At 67.2% G+C, this 15,996-nt stretch carries 15 protein-coding genes; 10 read left to right on the plus strand and 5 right to left on the minus strand.

What is annotated here, in order from left to right; genetic code table 11:
- Positions 1–23: 23 nt before the first annotated feature.
- The 3 genes from BMX07_RS15520 to BMX07_RS15530 form a co-directional block, all read right to left on the minus strand.
- Positions 24–434, minus strand: coding sequence for an HIT family protein (locus BMX07_RS15520; protein ID WP_090619215.1), 411 nt, complete (start codon positions 432–434; stop codon positions 24–26).
- A gap of 95 nt (positions 435–529) precedes the next feature.
- Positions 530–1,591 (minus strand): glycosyltransferase family 4 protein, encoded by a 1,062-nt coding sequence (locus tag BMX07_RS15525; RefSeq protein ID WP_090619218.1) that lies wholly within the window; start codon positions 1,589–1,591, stop codon positions 530–532.
- A gap of 83 nt (positions 1,592–1,674) precedes the next feature.
- On the minus strand, positions 1,675–2,292 hold the full coding sequence (locus BMX07_RS15530; RefSeq protein WP_090619221.1) for a hypothetical protein: 618 nt from the start codon (positions 2,290–2,292) through the stop codon (positions 1,675–1,677).
- Between the two features lie 198 nt (positions 2,293–2,490).
- On the opposite strand from BMX07_RS15530, the gene BMX07_RS15535 reads away from it, so the two are divergent.
- From BMX07_RS15535 to BMX07_RS15545, 3 genes are all read left to right on the plus strand, one after another.
- Positions 2,491–4,362, plus strand: coding sequence for a S9 family peptidase (locus BMX07_RS15535; protein WP_090619223.1), 1,872 nt, complete (start codon positions 2,491–2,493; stop codon positions 4,360–4,362).
- A 76-nt stretch (positions 4,363–4,438) separates the two neighbouring features.
- Entirely contained in the window at positions 4,439–5,407 is a 969-nt protein-coding gene (locus BMX07_RS15540; RefSeq protein ID WP_090619226.1) for an ABC transporter ATP-binding protein, read from the plus strand.
- Complete coding sequence (locus BMX07_RS15545) at positions 5,404–6,243, plus strand: ABC transporter permease subunit (protein WP_090619229.1); 840 nt, start codon at positions 5,404–5,406, stop codon at positions 6,241–6,243. The genes BMX07_RS15540 and BMX07_RS15545 overlap by 4 nt, the downstream gene beginning before the upstream one ends.
- Positions 6,244–6,275: 32 nt before the next feature.
- On the opposite strand, the gene BMX07_RS15550 is transcribed toward BMX07_RS15545, so the two are convergent.
- A complete protein-coding gene (locus BMX07_RS15550; RefSeq protein WP_090619232.1) occupies positions 6,276–7,337 on the minus strand; it encodes an NAD(P)-dependent glycerol-1-phosphate dehydrogenase in 1,062 nt (353 codons plus the stop codon).
- Positions 7,338–7,499: 162 nt separating this feature from the next.
- Here BMX07_RS15550 and BMX07_RS15555 point away from each other — a divergent pair, with 162 nt between their 5' ends.
- Positions 7,500–8,582 carry a peptidase gene (locus tag BMX07_RS15555; protein ID WP_090619235.1) on the plus strand — a complete coding sequence of 361 codons (1,083 nt, stop codon included), beginning with the start codon at positions 7,500–7,502 and terminating at the stop codon, positions 8,580–8,582.
- Here BMX07_RS15555 and BMX07_RS15560 read toward each other — a convergent pair whose 3' ends face one another.
- Entirely contained in the window at positions 8,583–9,572 is a 990-nt protein-coding gene (locus BMX07_RS15560) for an NAD-dependent epimerase/dehydratase family protein (protein ID WP_090619239.1), read from the minus strand.
- Between the two features lie 150 nt (positions 9,573–9,722).
- On the opposite strand from BMX07_RS15560, the gene BMX07_RS15565 reads away from it, so the two are divergent.
- The 6 genes from BMX07_RS15565 (at position 9,723) to BMX07_RS15595 (ending at position 15,926) form a co-directional block, all read left to right on the plus strand.
- On the plus strand, positions 9,723–11,183 hold the full coding sequence (locus BMX07_RS15565; protein WP_090619241.1) for a PQQ-binding-like beta-propeller repeat protein: 1,461 nt from the start codon (positions 9,723–9,725) through the stop codon (positions 11,181–11,183).
- Between the two features lie 57 nt (positions 11,184–11,240).
- Positions 11,241–12,245 (plus strand): RAD55 family ATPase, encoded by a 1,005-nt coding sequence (locus BMX07_RS15570; RefSeq protein WP_090619244.1) that lies wholly within the window; start codon positions 11,241–11,243, stop codon positions 12,243–12,245.
- Between the two features lie 254 nt (positions 12,246–12,499).
- Positions 12,500–13,579, plus strand: a complete 1,080-nt coding sequence (locus BMX07_RS25190) for a hypothetical protein (protein WP_245742131.1) — start codon at positions 12,500–12,502, stop codon at positions 13,577–13,579.
- Positions 13,580–13,659: 80 nt separating this feature from the next.
- A complete protein-coding gene (locus BMX07_RS15585; RefSeq protein WP_090619252.1) occupies positions 13,660–14,070 on the plus strand; it encodes a GIY-YIG nuclease family protein in 411 nt (136 codons plus the stop codon).
- A 53-nt stretch (positions 14,071–14,123) separates the two neighbouring features.
- Complete coding sequence (locus BMX07_RS15590) at positions 14,124–14,738, plus strand: peroxidase-related enzyme (protein WP_090619255.1); 615 nt, start codon at positions 14,124–14,126, stop codon at positions 14,736–14,738.
- Positions 14,739–15,269: 531 nt separating this feature from the next.
- Complete coding sequence (locus BMX07_RS15595) at positions 15,270–15,926, plus strand: class I SAM-dependent methyltransferase (RefSeq protein WP_090619258.1); 657 nt, start codon at positions 15,270–15,272, stop codon at positions 15,924–15,926.
- Positions 15,927–15,996 lie beyond the last annotated feature (70 nt).

A 15,996-nucleotide genomic window follows, 5' to 3' on the forward strand; every position in this document is an offset into this window, starting at 1 on the left:
ACGGCGGTCGCCGCGGGAGGCTGTCAGAGGTGTGCTCGAACGCGGTCTCGCAGTCGCGTCGCGTCGTCGGGATCGAGCCGCTCCCGCGAGAGCGAGAGCATCACGTCGTCGCCCTCGAAGCGGGGGACGAGATGCACGTGCGCGTGGTCGACGGTCCCGACCAGCGGACCGGTCGTGTGAAAGACGCTGAACCCGCTCGGCTCGAGCGTCCTCTCCAGTGCGTTCGCGACGGTCCGCACCGTCTCGAAGACGGCCGTCGAGGTCGGTTCGTCGATCGTCAGGACGTCTTCCTCGTGGCTCCGCGGTACGACGAGACTGTGTCCCTTCACGGCCGGATTCGCGTCGAGAAACGCGACCGTTTCCTCGTCTTCGTGGAGAACGTGCGCCGATCGGTTTCCGGCGACGATTCGACAGAACTCACAGTCGTCGTGCATACCCGAACGTCCTCCCGAGTGAACATATACGTACCTCCAAGTGAGTCCGTCCGGAGAACCGACCGATCGACCGTCACCAGTCCATCGGCGGCGGCTCAGAGCAATCCGTGGTCGTCCTGTAGCGTGCGGTAGAGATCCAGATACCGATCGGCCACCGCCGACCGGTCGTAGTCGACGAACCGATCGTCGTACTCGCGGTGCTCGAGATCGCCCGCGGCGAGGATGGCCTCGGCGAGTTCGTCCTCGCTGGTCGTCCGGTATCCGCGGTCCCAGCCCTCGACGAGTTCGTGGGCGCTCGAGTTGACGTGGTACTCGGAGATGCCGACGCAGCCGGCGGCGATCGCCCACAGCATCTCCGTCGGGAAGACGCAGTGGTCCGCCGTCTGGGCGAAGACGTGGGCGCCGCGGTAGGCCGCGATCCGTTCCTCGAGTTCGAGGTCGCCGGCGAACGTCACCCGATCGTCGATACGGAGGTCGCTCGCGAGGCGCTCGTAGGTGTGTCGTTCGGGCCCGTCGCCGACGACTTTCGCCTCCCAGTCGCGGTCCCGGAGCTCGGCGAGGGCCAACAGCAGGCTCTCGAGGTTGGCTCCCTCGTCGAGTCGGCGGGCGTAGATCACGTCGACTTCCTCGCCCGGTTCGACGTCCCGAATCCGGTCGCAGTCGATCGGGTTCGGGACGGTCTCGACGAGGTCGCCGTCGGCCCCGATTTCGCGAACCCACGTGCCGACGAGTTCCGACGGGGTGACGATTCGGTCTGGGCGGCCCGTCGCGAACCGCGTCCACCGCGTGTCGGCCACGCCGCCGTCGCCGTACCACTCGAGGACGAGCGGCGTGCGCGCGAGCGTCGCGCCCCACTTGGCCGCGATGACCTGACTGGGCGGCCGTGCGCCGACGTGAATCACGTCCGGATTCGCGGCCGCGAGGACGAACGGGAGACGCAGGAGGAACGAACTCCGGGCATCGAGTCCGGTCGAGACCGCGTGGTAGGTGATCCCGTCGTGGTCGTGCGTGGTTTCCTCGCCCGCCCAGAATCCGGCACAGTACCAGTGGACGTCGTGGCCGTGCTCCGCGAGTAGCTCGCAAATGGTCAGAAACCGCTGGTTCGTCTCGGTGTCGTAGTGGTGTACCGTTTCGAACGAGACGAACGCGATTCGCATCTGCTTGCTACATGCGAGCGAGAGAATAAAAACCCACCCAGTTTCCGCTGAGGCGGACCCGCGGGACGGTTCGACCGATCGGGCTACTCGTCGCTCTCGTTGTCCGGAAGGGCGTCCTCGACGAACGAGCCGACGTCCTCGAGAAAGCCGTCGTCGCCCGTACCATCGTCGTCCGCGTCGTCGCTCCCCGACTCGGGTTCGCTGTCGGTCGCGTCGTCACCGGTTTCCTCGTCGTCGGGGTCGTCCGCGTCGTCGGGGTCGTCCGCGTCAGCGCCGGTATCCTCGTCGTCGGGGTCGTCACCCTCGGACGCGTCACCGTCGCCCCCGTCCTCGTCCGCGCCGGCACCCCGATCACCGGTTTCGTTGCCATCGTCGCTCTCGTTCCCGCCGGCGGTCTCGTTTCCACCACCCGCGGTCGGCTCGGTCTCCGACTCGTTGTCCGCAGGGTCGTCGCTCTCGTTCCCGCCGGCGGCCTCGTCGCTCTCGTTTCCGTCCCCGTACCCGCCGGCGGTCGTCTCGCCGGCGTCACCGGCCTGTGGTCCCAGCGACTCCGTTTCGCCGTCGGCCTCCGAACTGGCCGGCGAATCGGCCACGAACAGCCCCGGGCCGACGACCGCGACCATCAGCCCGAACGCCGCGAGGATGATCACGGTCGCCACGAGGACGGTCCCGACCGGCGACACGTCGGTCTCACCTGCCATCGAGTGTGCTCGCCACCCTCGGCGGCTTTGTTAAGCGCAGCCATTGCGGCCGTCGCGCTGCCTCGCCGGGCGTCGGCTCCGCGCGGCTCGAGTCACGGAGCCGGCACCGAACGGGGTGTAACTGCACCCTACTCGTCCGTTTCCGCTGCCCTGCTTACGACCGAAACGACTACTCCCTCGCGTCCGTACGGCCTGCTCATGAGCGGCTACGATATCGAGCGCTATCTCAACGTTCGCAGCGCCTACGGTGCCTCGTTCGGTCCCGACGGCGAACGGCTCTCGTTCCTGATGAACACGACCGGCACGCCACAGGTCTGGACCCTCGACGAACCCCGCGGCTGGCCCGAGCAGCGGACCTTCTACGACGAGCGAGTCACCTTCGCCTCGTGGTCACCCGAGCGTCCGGAGTTGATCTTCGGGATGGACGAAGGCGGTAACGAGCGCGCCCAGCTGTTCAGGCTCGACGCCGAGACCGGGGTGATTGAGGACGTAACGGCGATGCCCGGGGCCAAACACCGCTGGGGCGGCTGGAGCGACGACGGCGAGCGGTTCGCCTTCGCCTCGAACCGCCGCGACGAGTCCGTCTTCGACGTCTACGTGCAGGGTCGCGACGAGACCGGCGCGGACGCCGAACGCGTCGTCGAGGGCGACGGCTGGCTCTCGCTGTCCGGCTGGAGCCCCGACGACACACGGCTGCTGGTCTCGCAGGCGTACTCCAACTTCGATCAGGACCTGTACGTGCTCGACCTCGCGGCCGACGAGCGCGAACTCGAGCACGTCACGCCCCACGAGGGCGACGTCCGCTATCAGAGCGCGAGCTGGGCACCCGACGGCGAGGGACTCTACCTCGTTACGGACGAGGGCGAGGCCGACACCCTCTATCTGGCCTATCTCGACCTCGAGAGCGGCGATCTCGAGACCGTCATCGACGGGGACGGGTGGAACGTCGACGGGATCGCGCTGGACGACGAGACCGGCCGATTCGTCTGTTCGCGCAACGTCGACGGCTACACCGAACTGACCGTCGGGGCGTTCGACGGCGAGGAGCCGACCGCGTTCGAGACGTTTCCCGAGCCCGACCTGCCCGGCGGAATCTCCGGCGGCGTGAGTTTCGATCCCGACGCGGAGCGGTTCGCGCTCTCGACGACCGGCGACACCGTCAACACGAACGTCTTCGTCGTCGATCTCGAGACCGGCGAGGCGGACCAGTGGACGAGTGCGCCGACCGCGGGCATTCCCCGCGAGTCGTTCGCCGAGTCCGAACTCGTCCGCGTCGAGAGCGTCGGCGTTGACGGGCAGCGCCCGTCGGCCAGTGGGACTCCGGAGGAGTCCGACGCTGGGCTCGAGGTACCCGGCTTCCTGACCCTTCCCGACGACGCCGCAGCGGGCGATACGCCGGTCATCGTCGACATCCACGGCGGCCCAGAGAGCCAGCGCCGACCCTCGTTCTCGAGCGTCAAACAGTACTTCCTCGACCGGGGGTACGCCTACTTCGAGCCGAACGTTCGGGGCTCGTCGGGCTACGGTGCCGAGTACGCCGCCCTCGACGACGTCGAAAAGCGGATGGATTCGGTCGCCGACATCGAGGCCTGCGTCGAGTGGCTGCGGGACCACCGCGCGATCGATCCCGACCGGATCGCCGCCAAGGGCGGCTCCTACGGCGGGTTCATGGTGCTGGCTGCGCTGACCGAGTACCCCGATCTCTGGGCCGCCGGCGTCGACATCGTCGGCATCGCCAACTTCGTCACGTTCCTCGAAAACACGGGCGACTGGCGGCGCGAACTCCGGGAGGCGGAGTACGGCTCGCTCGCCGAGGACCGCGCGTTCCTCGAGGAGATCTCGCCGATCAACAACGTCGAGCGGATCGAGGCACCGCTGTTCGTCCTCCACGGGGAGAACGACCCACGCGTTCCGGTCGGCGAAGCGGAACAGATCGCCGACCGAGCGGCCGAACAGGGCGTTCCGGTCCGAAAGCTGATCTTCGACGACGAGGGCCACGGCTTCTCGAAACTCGAGAACCGCATCGAGGCCTACTCCGCGATCGCGGATTTCCTGGACGAGCACGTCTGAGAGGCCGATCTGACGGCCATAACTACGGTACAATAATTACAAAAACTATACATGACAGGGGTACAGAGGGGCAGCCATGGCCGCCATTCAAACGAACGGTCTCACCAAGCGGTACGGTGAGTCGGTCCTCGCTGTCGACGACCTCGATCTCACGGTCGAGAACGGGGAAATATTCGGCTTCCTGGGTCCCAACGGCGCCGGGAAGTCGACGACGATCAACATGTTGCTCGACTTCGTCAGACCGACGGAGGGAACTGCGACCGTACTCGGATACGATGCCCAGGACGAAACGGGAGAAATTCGAGAACGGATCGGCGTTCTTCCGGAAGGTGCGACCCTCTACGAGCGTCTGACCGCACGCGAACACATCGAGTGGGTCGCCGACACCAAGGACGCAGCCATCGACGTCGATGCGATCCTCGACCGCGTCGGCATCCTCGAGGACGCGGACCGAGCCGCCGGCGGGTTCTCGAAGGGGATGGCACAGCGACTGGGACTCGGAATGGCGTTGGTCGGCGATCCCGACCTACTGCTGTTAGACGAGCCCTCCTCCGGACTCGATCCGACGGGCATTCAGGACATGCGCGAGCTGCTGCGAGACGAGGCCGAGTCGGGAACGACCGTGTTCTTCTCGAGCCACATCCTGTCGGAGGTCGAAGCCGTCTGTGACCGCGTCGGCATCATGAACGAGGGTCACCTCGTCGCTCTGGACAGCATCGAGAACTTGCAGGACGAAGCAACCGGTGCAGTGACGATCGACGTGGAACTCGCCACGCCCGTGGATCCCGCCGTCCTCGACGTCGGCTCGATCTCGGGCGTGCAGCAGACCGACATCGACGGGGATACCGTCACAACCGTCTGCGATGACGCCACCGTGAAAGTCGACGTCGTCCGACATCTCGACGACCGGGCGACCGTGACGGATATCCTCTCGACGGACACCTCGCTCGAAGAACTGTTCAATCAGTATACGGGAAGCACGGACGGCGACGGCGCGGTCGAGTCACCGACCGATCCGGAGCGGGAACAGGAGGTGACCGTATGAGCGCCATTTCGGTCGCCAAACGGGACTTTCTGAACGTCCGACGGGCGAAGCTCGTCTGGATCCCCGCCGCACTGTACGCCCTGTTCATGCTCCTGTTCTACTGGGGGCAGAGCAGTCGACAGGAGCCCGACTTCTACAGGGTCCTGTGGAGTCTCGCCGGGATCGGCGGCGCGCTGGTCATTCCGCTGGTCGCGATCGTCGCGGCGTATCTCTCGGTCGCCGGAGAGCGCGAGTCCGGCAGCGTCCGGTACCAGCTGAGTCTCCCCGTCTCTCGGTCGGATGTCGTCGTCGGCAAGCTGCTCGCCCGGACTGGTGTCGTCGTCGTCTCACTGCTCGTCGCGTTCGCCATCGGAACCGTCGCCGCGCAGCTGCTCGTCCCGGAGATGACCATCGAATACGCCGAGTACGCGGCATTCATCGGGCTCACCCTCGTGTACGCGCTCGCGTACGTCGCCGTCGCCGTCGCGATCTCCGCGGCGACCTCGAGTCGGTCGCGGGCGATGAGCGGTGCGATCGGCTTCTTTTTCGTGTTCAACCTCGGATGGAACTTCCTGCCGGTCAGCCCCGTCCAGATGGCCAGGTTCGTCTTCAACGAACTCGGCGTCGACTACAGCGATTCGGTATTAGATTTCATCTTCAGCCTCAGCCCGACTGGGGCCTATCTCAACGGGATGAAACTCGTCTTCCCGGATAACTTCGTCATGCTGCAGACGACCACGGCCGAGAGCAACCCGTTTTACGTGCAGGGCTGGTTCATGCTCGTCATCCTCGCGGGCTGGATCGTCGTCCCGCTGCTCCTCGGGAGTTGGCAGTTCCGGCGGACGGACCTCGGCTGATGGGACGGACCGACCCCGATTGACGCCGTCGATCAGTCGATGACGCCCGTTTTCGTCGCCACGTCTCGAGCGGCCCGCTCGTTCATCCCGTCGCCGAGGATCGTATAGCGATCGCGGATCTCGTGGCAGGTCGTCAGCGCCTCGATCACCGTTTCGTCGTCGATTCCGAGTTCCACGGCGGTCGTCGGCGCGTCGATGCTCGCGAGCGCGTCGCGAATGTCCCGCCAGATGCCCCGATCGCCGCCGTGGAGGTAGGCGGTCATGATCGACCCGACGCCGACCTGGTGGCCGTGGAGGGCCGCCTCGGGTTCCAGTCGGTCGAGTTGATGGGAGAACAGGTGTTCGGCTCCGCTGGCGGGTCGTGACGAGCCGGCGATGCTCATCGCGACGCCCGACGACATGAGCGCCTTGGTGACGATCCAGGCCGACTCTTCGAGCCCCGGTCGAATGAGGTCGGCGTTGTCCACGAGGATCTCGGCGGTCATCTCCGAGAGCGCGGCGGCGTACTCGGAGTACTCGACGTCTTTGAGCCGCTGGGCGAGCCGCCAGTCCATCACCGCGGTGTAGTTCGAGATGATGTCGGCGCAGCCGGCGGTCGTCAGCTCCCACGGGGCGTCGGCGAGAATCCCGGTGTCGGCGACGACCGCCAGCGGCGGTTCCGCCGCGACGCTGTGGCGGGAGTCCCCGTCCGGCACGGAGCCGCGATTGCTGACGATCCCGTCGTGGCTGGCCGCCGTCGGCACCGAGAGAAAGCCCATCTCGAGGTGGTGGCTGGCCAGTTTCGCGATGTCGATGGCCTTCCCGCCGCCGATTCCGACGAGGTAGGACGCGTCCTCGGCTTCGGCGGCCTCGATGACTCGCTCGACGGCGTCGAAGGTCGCTTTCTCGATCGTGACGATCGCGGGATCGATTCCGGCGGCCTCGAAATCGGCCGCGATCGGGTCCGCGGCGACGTCTCGAGGCGTCGGACTCGTGACGAACAGCGGCCGCCCCTGCAGGTGGAGATCGTCGACCACGTCGACGACCTCGCTGCGAACGCCGTGACCGACGACGACATTTCGCGGGAGACGAATCCACGTCGACTTCTCGAACATACCGGTTCTGACACACCCCCGGGACATGTGCTTTTCCTCGTCGCGCTCCCGTCGACGGGAAATCGCGTGCCCGCTTTGCGAGACCGTGGCTCGAGCGACTACCGACCGCTCGCGTCGGACGGAAAGCGACACGTTATAAATTTCCAACTAAACAGTCCAAATATGATCGGAATAGTCACGCGCTGGCTCGGACTACTCGTCGTCGGCTACGTCGCGGGCCGCCTGTACGGCCGGTACGCGATCCGGAGAGCCGACGACGAGCACCGATCGCGCGGGACGTATCGCCTCCTCACTGTCGTGGGCCTCACGACCCTTTCCGCGCTCGTGTTCTCCGGCCTCCTCGGCGCGACCGAAACCGCGCTTTCCGCCGTTCACCCGGCACTGTCCGGCGGACTCGCCGCGTCGCTCGCCTGGGGGGCGACGGGGATCGGCACGATCGTCGCGGTCCTCGTCACCTATCTCGGCGTCTTTCCGTACGCCCGCGAGCGGCGGGACCTCGAGATCAGCGCCGCGACGGCCCTCATCCGGCTCGCCAAGTACCTCGTGGCGATCGGGATCTTCTGCGTCGGTGTGATCGCTCTCCTCACGGTGCTCCTCGGGGCGTCAGATCCCGATCCACGGCTGATCCCGGTCGTCCTCCTCGTCCTCGTCGTCGGAATCTACGCCTGGGTACAACACGCCGTCCGACTCTCGCAGGACGTCTCAGAACCGACGGCCGAACAGCGCCGGCGACTCGAGGCCGCGGCCGACCGGGCCGACCTGACCGCGGTGATCGCCGGCGTGTTTCCGGGTCGCGAAACCGAAGTCGCCGCGGTCTATCTCGATGGCCCGTTCTGGAACCGGCGGGCCTACGCCACCGACTACGCGCTGGAGATCCTCGACGACGACGAACTCACGGCGCTGTGTGCGCGGGTCGACGCGGCCGACGAGCGCTGGCTCCTCGAGCGACGAACGCTCGTCGCGGCGCTTCTGTTCGGCGCGTTCGTCGTCCTGACCGTCTGGGCATCGCTGGCCCTCGCGCTCGTCGGTCTGCTCGTTGGCTGGCCGCTGCTCGCCCGGCATCTCCAGCGCTGTGAGTTCGCCGCGGACCGCCGCGCGGCGAGCGAGGTCGGCGTCGATACCTTCGCGAACGCCTGCGAGGCCGGTCGTGACCTCGCCGCGGGTCGGAGTCGAATCCTCGAGCGCCTCGCCACGAGACCGTCGACGGCGCGGCGACTCGAGCGACTCCGGAAACTGGAGTCCTGATCAGAGCGTCTCGAGAATGCCAAGCACGCGCTCTTCGGCCACCCGGTCCGGGCCGTTCTCGTCCCCGTCGCGGTCGCTCTCGAGGTGGGACTCGACCGACCGGTCCATCGCCGCCTCGAGCGGTGTCGATTCCCAGCCCAGCGCGGCGAGTTTCGCCGTCGAGAGGACGTGTGGATACGTCCGATAGAGGGGGTAGTCGTCGAGTTCGATGTCGCCGGCCGCGAGCTCGCGCGGGCCGGCGTGGACGGTCTCGACCGCAGTGTCCAGGGAATCGGCGATCAGCTCGATCATCTCCTCGAGCGTGACGAGCCGTCGATCGCCGACGTTGTACGCCTCGCCGGCCGCGCCGCGCTCGGCGACGACCCGCAACGCGCTGGCCACGTCTTCGACGTAGACGCGGTGTCGGAGGTTCGTTCCGTCGCCGGGGACCACGATACGGTCGAAGCGGTGCAGCCGGTCGATCCACCAGTCCAGACGCTCGGTGTAGTCGTGGGGACCGTAGACGATCGGCGGCCGGACGGCCATGGCGCGGACGCCGCTCTCGGCCGCCGCGAACACCGCCCGATCGCACTCGGCCTTCCGGTTCCCGTAGGTCTCGACGGAATCGTCGGTCGACTGCTCGGCGGTACAGGGGTGCAACGGCGTCTCACCTTCGCGTTTCGGGATCTCCTCGCGGCCGTACGCCGCGCCGCTCGAGACGTAGACGTAGGCCTCGCAGTCCGCGAAAACGTCGGTCGCGGTACGGACGTCCGCGGGGTGGTAGGCCACGCAGTCGAAGACCGCGTCGGGATCGACCGTCGACGCTGCCGACTCGAGCACCGCGTCGTTCGTGCGATCGCCCTCGATGTGGGCGACGCGGTCATCGTCCACGAAGGGGTTCTCGCGGGTGCCGCGAGTGAGGAGGGTGACGCGGTAGTCGTGCTCGAGCAGATCCTCGACGAGATGGCGGCCGATGAAGCGCGTGCCGCCGATAACGAGTGCGCTGTCCATACGTAGCCGTCACGAGTACCGGAGAAAACGGTGACGGACGAACCGTCGTCGGTCGGGCGATCCCGGTTTGACCGCCAGAAATAGTTTCTCAGTCAATAAGTGTTCTATAGTAACCAGATAATATTGAAAGGAACGCGCGTCGACGACGGTATGCCAAACTGGCATCGCCGTTCGATACTGGCGACTGGTGCAGCACTTTCGACCACCGGCGCGCTCGCGTCGATCAGCGCGACGACCGAGGAGGCGGCTTTGGACACGTCGTCGGGGCCGACCTCGACCGGCGATCCCGACGGCTGGTCCTCCGCCTGGGGCAACGCCGCGAACTCGAATTACCTGCCGCTCGAGGACGAGTTCCCGGAGCCGGAGACCGTCGCCTGGCGATACAAACTCCCGAGTATGCGCACGTGGCACGACGGGACGGTCGCCGCCGTCGACGGGCGGATCTACCTCCTGACGAATTACGAGCGGACCGACGAACGAATCGGCGGGCTCTTCCAAAGTTACGAGACCGAACTCCACGCGATCGACGCCGACGACGGCGAACTCGACTGGCAAGCCGCGGTCGAGGCGACGGGTCGGCCGACGGTCGCCGACGGAATGGTCTACGTCAACGGCAGGGATAGCGTCACGGCGTACGACGCCGCGGATGGCTCGGTCCGGTGGGAGCGGAAGCTCGATACCGTCGAGTGGATCACCAATCCGACGGCCGCCGACGGGACGCTCTACGTCGTCGCCGGGGAGGCTCTCTATGCACTCGACGGCGACGACGGATCGATCCAGTGGCGGCGCGAACAAGTCACGGTACGGGCGGCGGACGACACGGACGAGTCCGTGTCGACGTCGTTCGCGACGGAGCTCGTCGCCGTCGTGGACGGGACCGTTTACGCGATAACGACACCGTGTCCCGAGGACAGCCCCGGTGCCGTCGCGCTCGAGGACGGCGTCGCTGCACTGGATGCGACGACGGGCGACACCGAGTGGGCAGTCGCGCCGGAGGGCGGCGTTTCGACCAGTCTCGTGGCGAGCGAAGCGTTCGTCTTCGGCATGAGAGTAGTCGACATGCATGGGGGCCCGCTCCTCGACCCCGACACTGGCGACGTCGTGCAGCAAGAAACACAGACCACCGTCGCCGCGACACCCGACGCTCGAGTGACCGTGCCGTTTCCGGGCAGCAGTGACATCAGTGTGTACCCGTCCGACGACGGGGAGCGCTGGACCGCTCCCGACGCGTCGGAGCCGCTCATCGCCGGGGACACCCTGATCGCCTTCCGCGACGGTTCGGTCGTCGGCTTCGACCTCGAGACCGGGGCCGTGACGTGGCAATGGGAGGGCGGTCCCAGCAGCACGCGGACGCTCGTCGCCGTCGACGAGAACACCCTCTACGCCGGGTTCGACGATGGAATCGTCGCGCTTCGTCCATCGGACGATGAAAACGAGGGCGACGAGTGCGGCGAGGACGACGAAGACGAGGGCGACGAGAACGACGGAGACGAGTGCGGCGAGGACGACGAAGACGAGGGCGACGAGAACGACGGAGACGAGGGCGACGAAGACGACACCGATTCGGACTGTCCCCGCGAGGGGGCCGGCTCCGCTCGAGCAGACCAGTAAGCCCAGTGACGATCAGGGGCGGGTTCTATTTGGCCACCCGTGGAACCACGTCTCAGCATGTCAGAACGGCTCCAGACGGATCGCACTCCCCAGTACCCGCTCGAGTGCGACTACTGTCACTACCCGATACCCGCCGATCCCGAAGAGAGCGAGGACGGACGATACTGTTCGACCGCCTGCCTCGAGGCCGCCGCGGACGCCGATTCGGCGATGCCGGAACCCGACGCCTACAAGCGATTCATCACGGGCGTCGAACCGCTGGACTCCCTGGTCCCGAACGGCATCCCCGCCGACTCGTTTCTCCTGCTCTCGGGCGACGAGGGGACCCGCTCTGCCGAACTCGGGATCGAACTCGCCTGGCGCGCCCTCGAACGCGGCGAGCGCGCCGTCGTCGTCTCCGTCGCCAACCCGCCGACGGCGACCTTAGAGCGGTTCTACGCGAACGGCTGGAACGTCCTGCCGGCGCTGGAGAACGACCGGTTGCGGATCATCGACTGTTTCACCCATCGGCTGGACGACCGGGAGGATTACCTCGACAGGCGGAACGACTGGTCGACCTTCCTCGGCGAGGCCGCCGACGAGGCGATCGTCGACGTGCGCGATCCGAGCGATCGCCGCGAGGTCGCGAACAGCCTACACCGCGCGCTCGACGCCCTCGAGATGACCGAGACCGGACTGGTCACGATCGACTCGCTGGACGAACTCGAGTCGCTGCTCCAGGAGCAGTTGCTCCGCGACTTGGTCAGAGATATCCGCGCGACGGTCTGCAAGGCGCGGTTCGTTCCCATCGTCGCCGCCACGACGGCGGGGCGGGACGGCTATCCCGAGGACGGTCACGCCGTCGACGGGATCGTCGATCTGCAGCTGACGGAGCAGACGGCGGCCGAGACGCGGCTCAAACGCCTCGCCGTCCGCAAGCTGATCGGGGCCGAGTTTCTTCCGCAGTGGGTGACCTACGACCACGAGCCCGGCCGCGGACTGTTCGCGCTCAGTCCGAACGCCGACGCTCGACGGGGAACCGATCTCGGAAACGGACAGCTCGAGCCGAACCGGCCGCGGTAGCCGAACGCGGCACCGTGACGAGCCGCTTCGGCTGGGCTCGAACGCGGTACTCGAGACCGACGTCAATCGTTCTCGGCCGTTTACGGCCGTCATCGTCCCGAAACGGGCATGCACGCGAACGCACGCTCAGGATTTATCCGCGCGTTCGGGGTAGCCCCGATCGCAGTACCACGACGACCAGCGACGAGCGCAGCAATCGGGGCGAGTCCGGAATCGACGATCGAACGAGTCCGACGATCCACACGGCCATACCCATGAACGACAGATACGACAGCGACCGACGGACGGAAGACCGACGCACCGATCGCTCGAGCGACACGGAGAGCCGAAGCCGGCGCGAAGGACGGGGCCAGAAGACCGACCGAAACCAACAGAGCGGCGACCGCGGCTGGCTCCACGGCATGTTCAGCCGCGGCGAGAGCGAGGACCGCGGCGCCCAGGGGCCCGAACACCGAGGGCGCGGGCGCGAGCGAGCGGAGGGCCACCAGGAGACGGCCGGCGACGCCGGGTGGGGACGCGGCTCCGGAACGACGGGCGGCCGAGGCCGACAGCGCGAACAACAGGCCGGCAGTGAGCAGGGCCAGCAATTCGGCCAACAGTCGGGCCGACAGCGAGGCCCCTCCGGTCGGCAGGGCGGCCAGCAGCGAAGCGGGTTCGAAACCGACGCGCTCGAGCAATCGAACCTCGAGTACGGCGGCGAAGCCAGACACGAGGGCCATCGCGGCAGCCAGCAGGGCTATCAGGGGCAGCAAGACCGAATGCAGAGCCGGCAGGGCCAGCAGGGTAGCGAAGAACGACAGGGAACCCAGCAACGCTGGCACGAGGGCCGAGACACCGGGGCCGACACGATGGACCGCGAACGCGGGTACCAGGGCCGACAGCATCGCGGGCAGCAAAACCGGATGGCGGACCAGCGGGGGACCCAGTCCCAGCGAGGCAGCGAGCAACACGGCAGCCAGTACCGGCAGGGACAGCCCGAGTCCCGTCGCCACCAGCGGGGCGAAGGCCACCAGTCGGGGATGGAGCGAGACCGCAGCGGCAGCGACCAGCGAGGAGAGCGATCACAGCGAGACGACCAGGATACCCAACAGTTCGACCGCGGCGGCTCCGAGCGCCGCGCCGGCGGTCACACGAACCGCGAGCATCAGTCCGGCGGCGGCCTCGAGTACCGCCAGCAGGGACGGCGATCAGAGCAGGGCGAGTGGACGGAGAATCGCGAGACGGAGCGGCGCTCGAGCGGCGACCGGAACCAGCAGTTCCAGGACGAAAACATGAGCAACCGCCGGCATGTCCACGAGCGCGATCCGACCGCCGACGAGGACCGGTCGCGCTAACGCCCGGTACCGATGACCCGCGGCCGACACCGCGGGCTCGAATCAGCCCCGTTTTTACCGCAGCCGCCCCGACGACCCGTATGAGCGGCACGTACGTCCTCGTCATCGACCTCTCTCGAGCGACGACGATCGAGATCGGCGCGCTCGGTGACCGCAAGTTCACCGCCGGCGCGTACGCCTACGTCGGGAGCGCCTTCGGTCCCGGCGGCTTCAGTCGGGTGGAACGCCATCGCGAACTCGCCGCCGGCGAGCGCGAGACGCGTCACTGGCACGTCGATTACCTGCTCGGCCATCCGGCGGCGCGGCTCGAGGCCGCGATCACGTTTCCGGACGTCGACCGGGAGTGCGAACTGGCGACTCGGCTGCCGGGCGAGTCCGTCCCCGGGTTCGGCGCATCGGACTGCGACTGCGAGGCGCACCTCCTCGACGCACCCACCGCAGCGGCGGTTCGAACGGCGGCAATCGACACCGGCGGCGTCGTCGACGGGTGACGAGCGGGGTCCTCGCCCCTCGAGTTATTACGAGGGCTTGCGAACCGGTAGCTATGGGCAATTCAGATTCCGACCCGTCGGCCGAACCGACCCCGGAACTCAGCGACGACGCGATGGCTCGATTCCCCGTCCCGGCGTTCGACGACCTCCCAGCGGACCTCCGGGAGCGAATCGCGGAAGAGACCGACCGCGCCGGCTTCACGCCGAACGTGTTCTCGGCGTTCGCGTACAAACCCTCGCACTTCCGGGCGTTCTTCCAGTACCACGACGCGCTCGTCGAGGACACCGCTCTCGAGCGCGAGGAGATCGAAATGATCATCGTCGCCGTCTCCGGCGTCAACCACTGCTACTACTGCAACGTGGCCCACGGGGCGCTCGTTCGGATCTACGCCGAAGACCCGACGCTGGCCGACCAACTGATCGCGAACTACCGCACCGCGGATATCAACGAGGCCCATCGAACGATGCTCGACGTCGCAGTCACGCTCACCGAACGGCCGACCGAAGTCGAACCGGCCGACCTCGAGGCGCTGCGCGAGGCCGGCTTCAGCGAGGAAGCGATCTGGGACATCGGGGCCGTGACCGCCTACTACAACATGAGCAATCGTATGGCGACGTTCGCCGAGATGCGGCCGAACGACGAGTTCCACACGCTCGGTCGCGAGTAGCCGACCGCGTCACTGATTCCGTGAGCGATCGACCGAGCTGACGAGGACCGTTATTAGATAGGGCTAAAGATTAAGTTAGATGCGGCAAAAATAGGAGACTGCGGAGGTGATCACGCAACGAACGCACCACACGGAACCCTCGACGATCACATCTACCGGGACCGATCGTGCCAGGTGGAAGTCACCCGGTAGACAGCGGAACCCGACGCGCGGCTACGACGCACCCACGTTGACGTGATCAGTCGGCGTAACCGCCAGTCGGTCGGTGAGCTCCTGTCTTCTTGTACCGTTCCGCTGTTTAGTACGCGCCACTGCTCGCGACGCCCGAACGATGACCGTACGGTCTCGAGCGACGGGGACACCGTCCGTATTCGGCGGTCCGTAACGCGGTTCGAAACGGATCGGACTCGTCTAACGCAATGCCCGGGGTAGTGATCGCACCGGTCGCCGATGCTGTTCCCCGGAGCGATCGTGTGTGTCACGCACCCACAGCGACCGAAGACACTTATCGCTCACGCGAGACCGACGGCTATGGTCGACAGGGACGACGTCCGCCGTGCCTACGACGAGATAACGGCGACGTACGCGACCGAGCGGGCCGCGACGCAGGACGAGGCCGAAACCGCCGCTCTCGAGTCGCTGTTCGACGCGTTGCCGTCCGGCTGTCGCCTCCTCGACGCCGGCTGCGGGCAGGGGACCCCGGCGCTCGAGTACGCCGTCGCCCCCTCGAACGGAACCGAGTGCGAGCCGGCGCTGGCCGTCGGCCTCGACCTCTCGCGGGGGCAACTCGAGACGGCGACGGGGCTCGTTCCCGATGCGGCGCTGTGCCAGGGAGAGATGACGCGGCTACCGTTCGCCGCGGACACGTTCGACGCCGTCACCGCGCTGTACTCGCTGATTCACGTGCCAGCCGACGACCACCCGGCGGCGATCGAGTCGTTCGCACGCGTGCTCCGCCCGGGCGGACGGCTCCTGCTCACGGAGGGGTGGGCCGAGTGGACCGGCTCGAACCCGGACTGGCTCGAGACCGGCACCGAGATGCGCTGGAGCATCGCCGGCGCGGCGGCCACGCGGGACCAGCTGGAGTCGGCCGGGTTCGAGCTGGTCGACGAAGGGGAGTTCAGGGACGCACTCGCCGACGAGGAAGACGCCCGGTTCCCCTTCTTCCACGCGCGGCTGGCGGAGTGACCGAGTGCCGGGGGAACGGGACGCGCCGGTCGATCGATCAAGTGCGAGTCGAGAGCCGACCGTCGAGAGT

Source organism: Natrinema salaciae, assembly GCF_900110865.1.
GTDB lineage: Archaea > Halobacteriota > Halobacteria > Halobacteriales > Natrialbaceae > Natrinema > Natrinema salaciae.

Coding starts and splice junctions, on each gene's coding strand:
- BMX07_RS15520 (WP_090619215.1), bottom strand. CDS start 434: ATGCACGACGACTGTGAGTTCTGTCGAATCGTCGCCGGAAACCGATCG.
- BMX07_RS15540 (WP_090619226.1), top strand. CDS start 4,439: ATGGCCGCCATTCAAACGAACGGTCTCACCAAGCGGTACGGTGAGTCG.
- BMX07_RS15595 (WP_090619258.1), top strand. CDS start 15,270: ATGGTCGACAGGGACGACGTCCGCCGTGCCTACGACGAGATAACGGCG.
- BMX07_RS15555 (WP_090619235.1), top strand. CDS start 7,500: ATGATCGGAATAGTCACGCGCTGGCTCGGACTACTCGTCGTCGGCTAC.
- BMX07_RS15560 (WP_090619239.1), bottom strand. CDS start 9,572: ATGGACAGCGCACTCGTTATCGGCGGCACGCGCTTCATCGGCCGCCAT.
- BMX07_RS15530 (WP_090619221.1), bottom strand. CDS start 2,292: ATGGCAGGTGAGACCGACGTGTCGCCGGTCGGGACCGTCCTCGTGGCG.
- BMX07_RS15525 (WP_090619218.1), bottom strand. CDS start 1,591: ATGCGAATCGCGTTCGTCTCGTTCGAAACGGTACACCACTACGACACC.
- BMX07_RS15535 (WP_090619223.1), top strand. CDS start 2,491: ATGAGCGGCTACGATATCGAGCGCTATCTCAACGTTCGCAGCGCCTAC.
- BMX07_RS15545 (WP_090619229.1), top strand. CDS start 5,404: ATGAGCGCCATTTCGGTCGCCAAACGGGACTTTCTGAACGTCCGACGG.
- BMX07_RS25190 (WP_245742131.1), top strand. CDS start 12,500: ATGAACGACAGATACGACAGCGACCGACGGACGGAAGACCGACGCACC.
- BMX07_RS15565 (WP_090619241.1), top strand. CDS start 9,723: ATGCCAAACTGGCATCGCCGTTCGATACTGGCGACTGGTGCAGCACTT.
- BMX07_RS15550 (WP_090619232.1), bottom strand. CDS start 7,337: ATGTTCGAGAAGTCGACGTGGATTCGTCTCCCGCGAAATGTCGTCGTC.
- BMX07_RS15585 (WP_090619252.1), top strand. CDS start 13,660: ATGAGCGGCACGTACGTCCTCGTCATCGACCTCTCTCGAGCGACGACG.
- BMX07_RS15590 (WP_090619255.1), top strand. CDS start 14,124: ATGGGCAATTCAGATTCCGACCCGTCGGCCGAACCGACCCCGGAACTC.
- BMX07_RS15570 (WP_090619244.1), top strand. CDS start 11,241: ATGTCAGAACGGCTCCAGACGGATCGCACTCCCCAGTACCCGCTCGAG.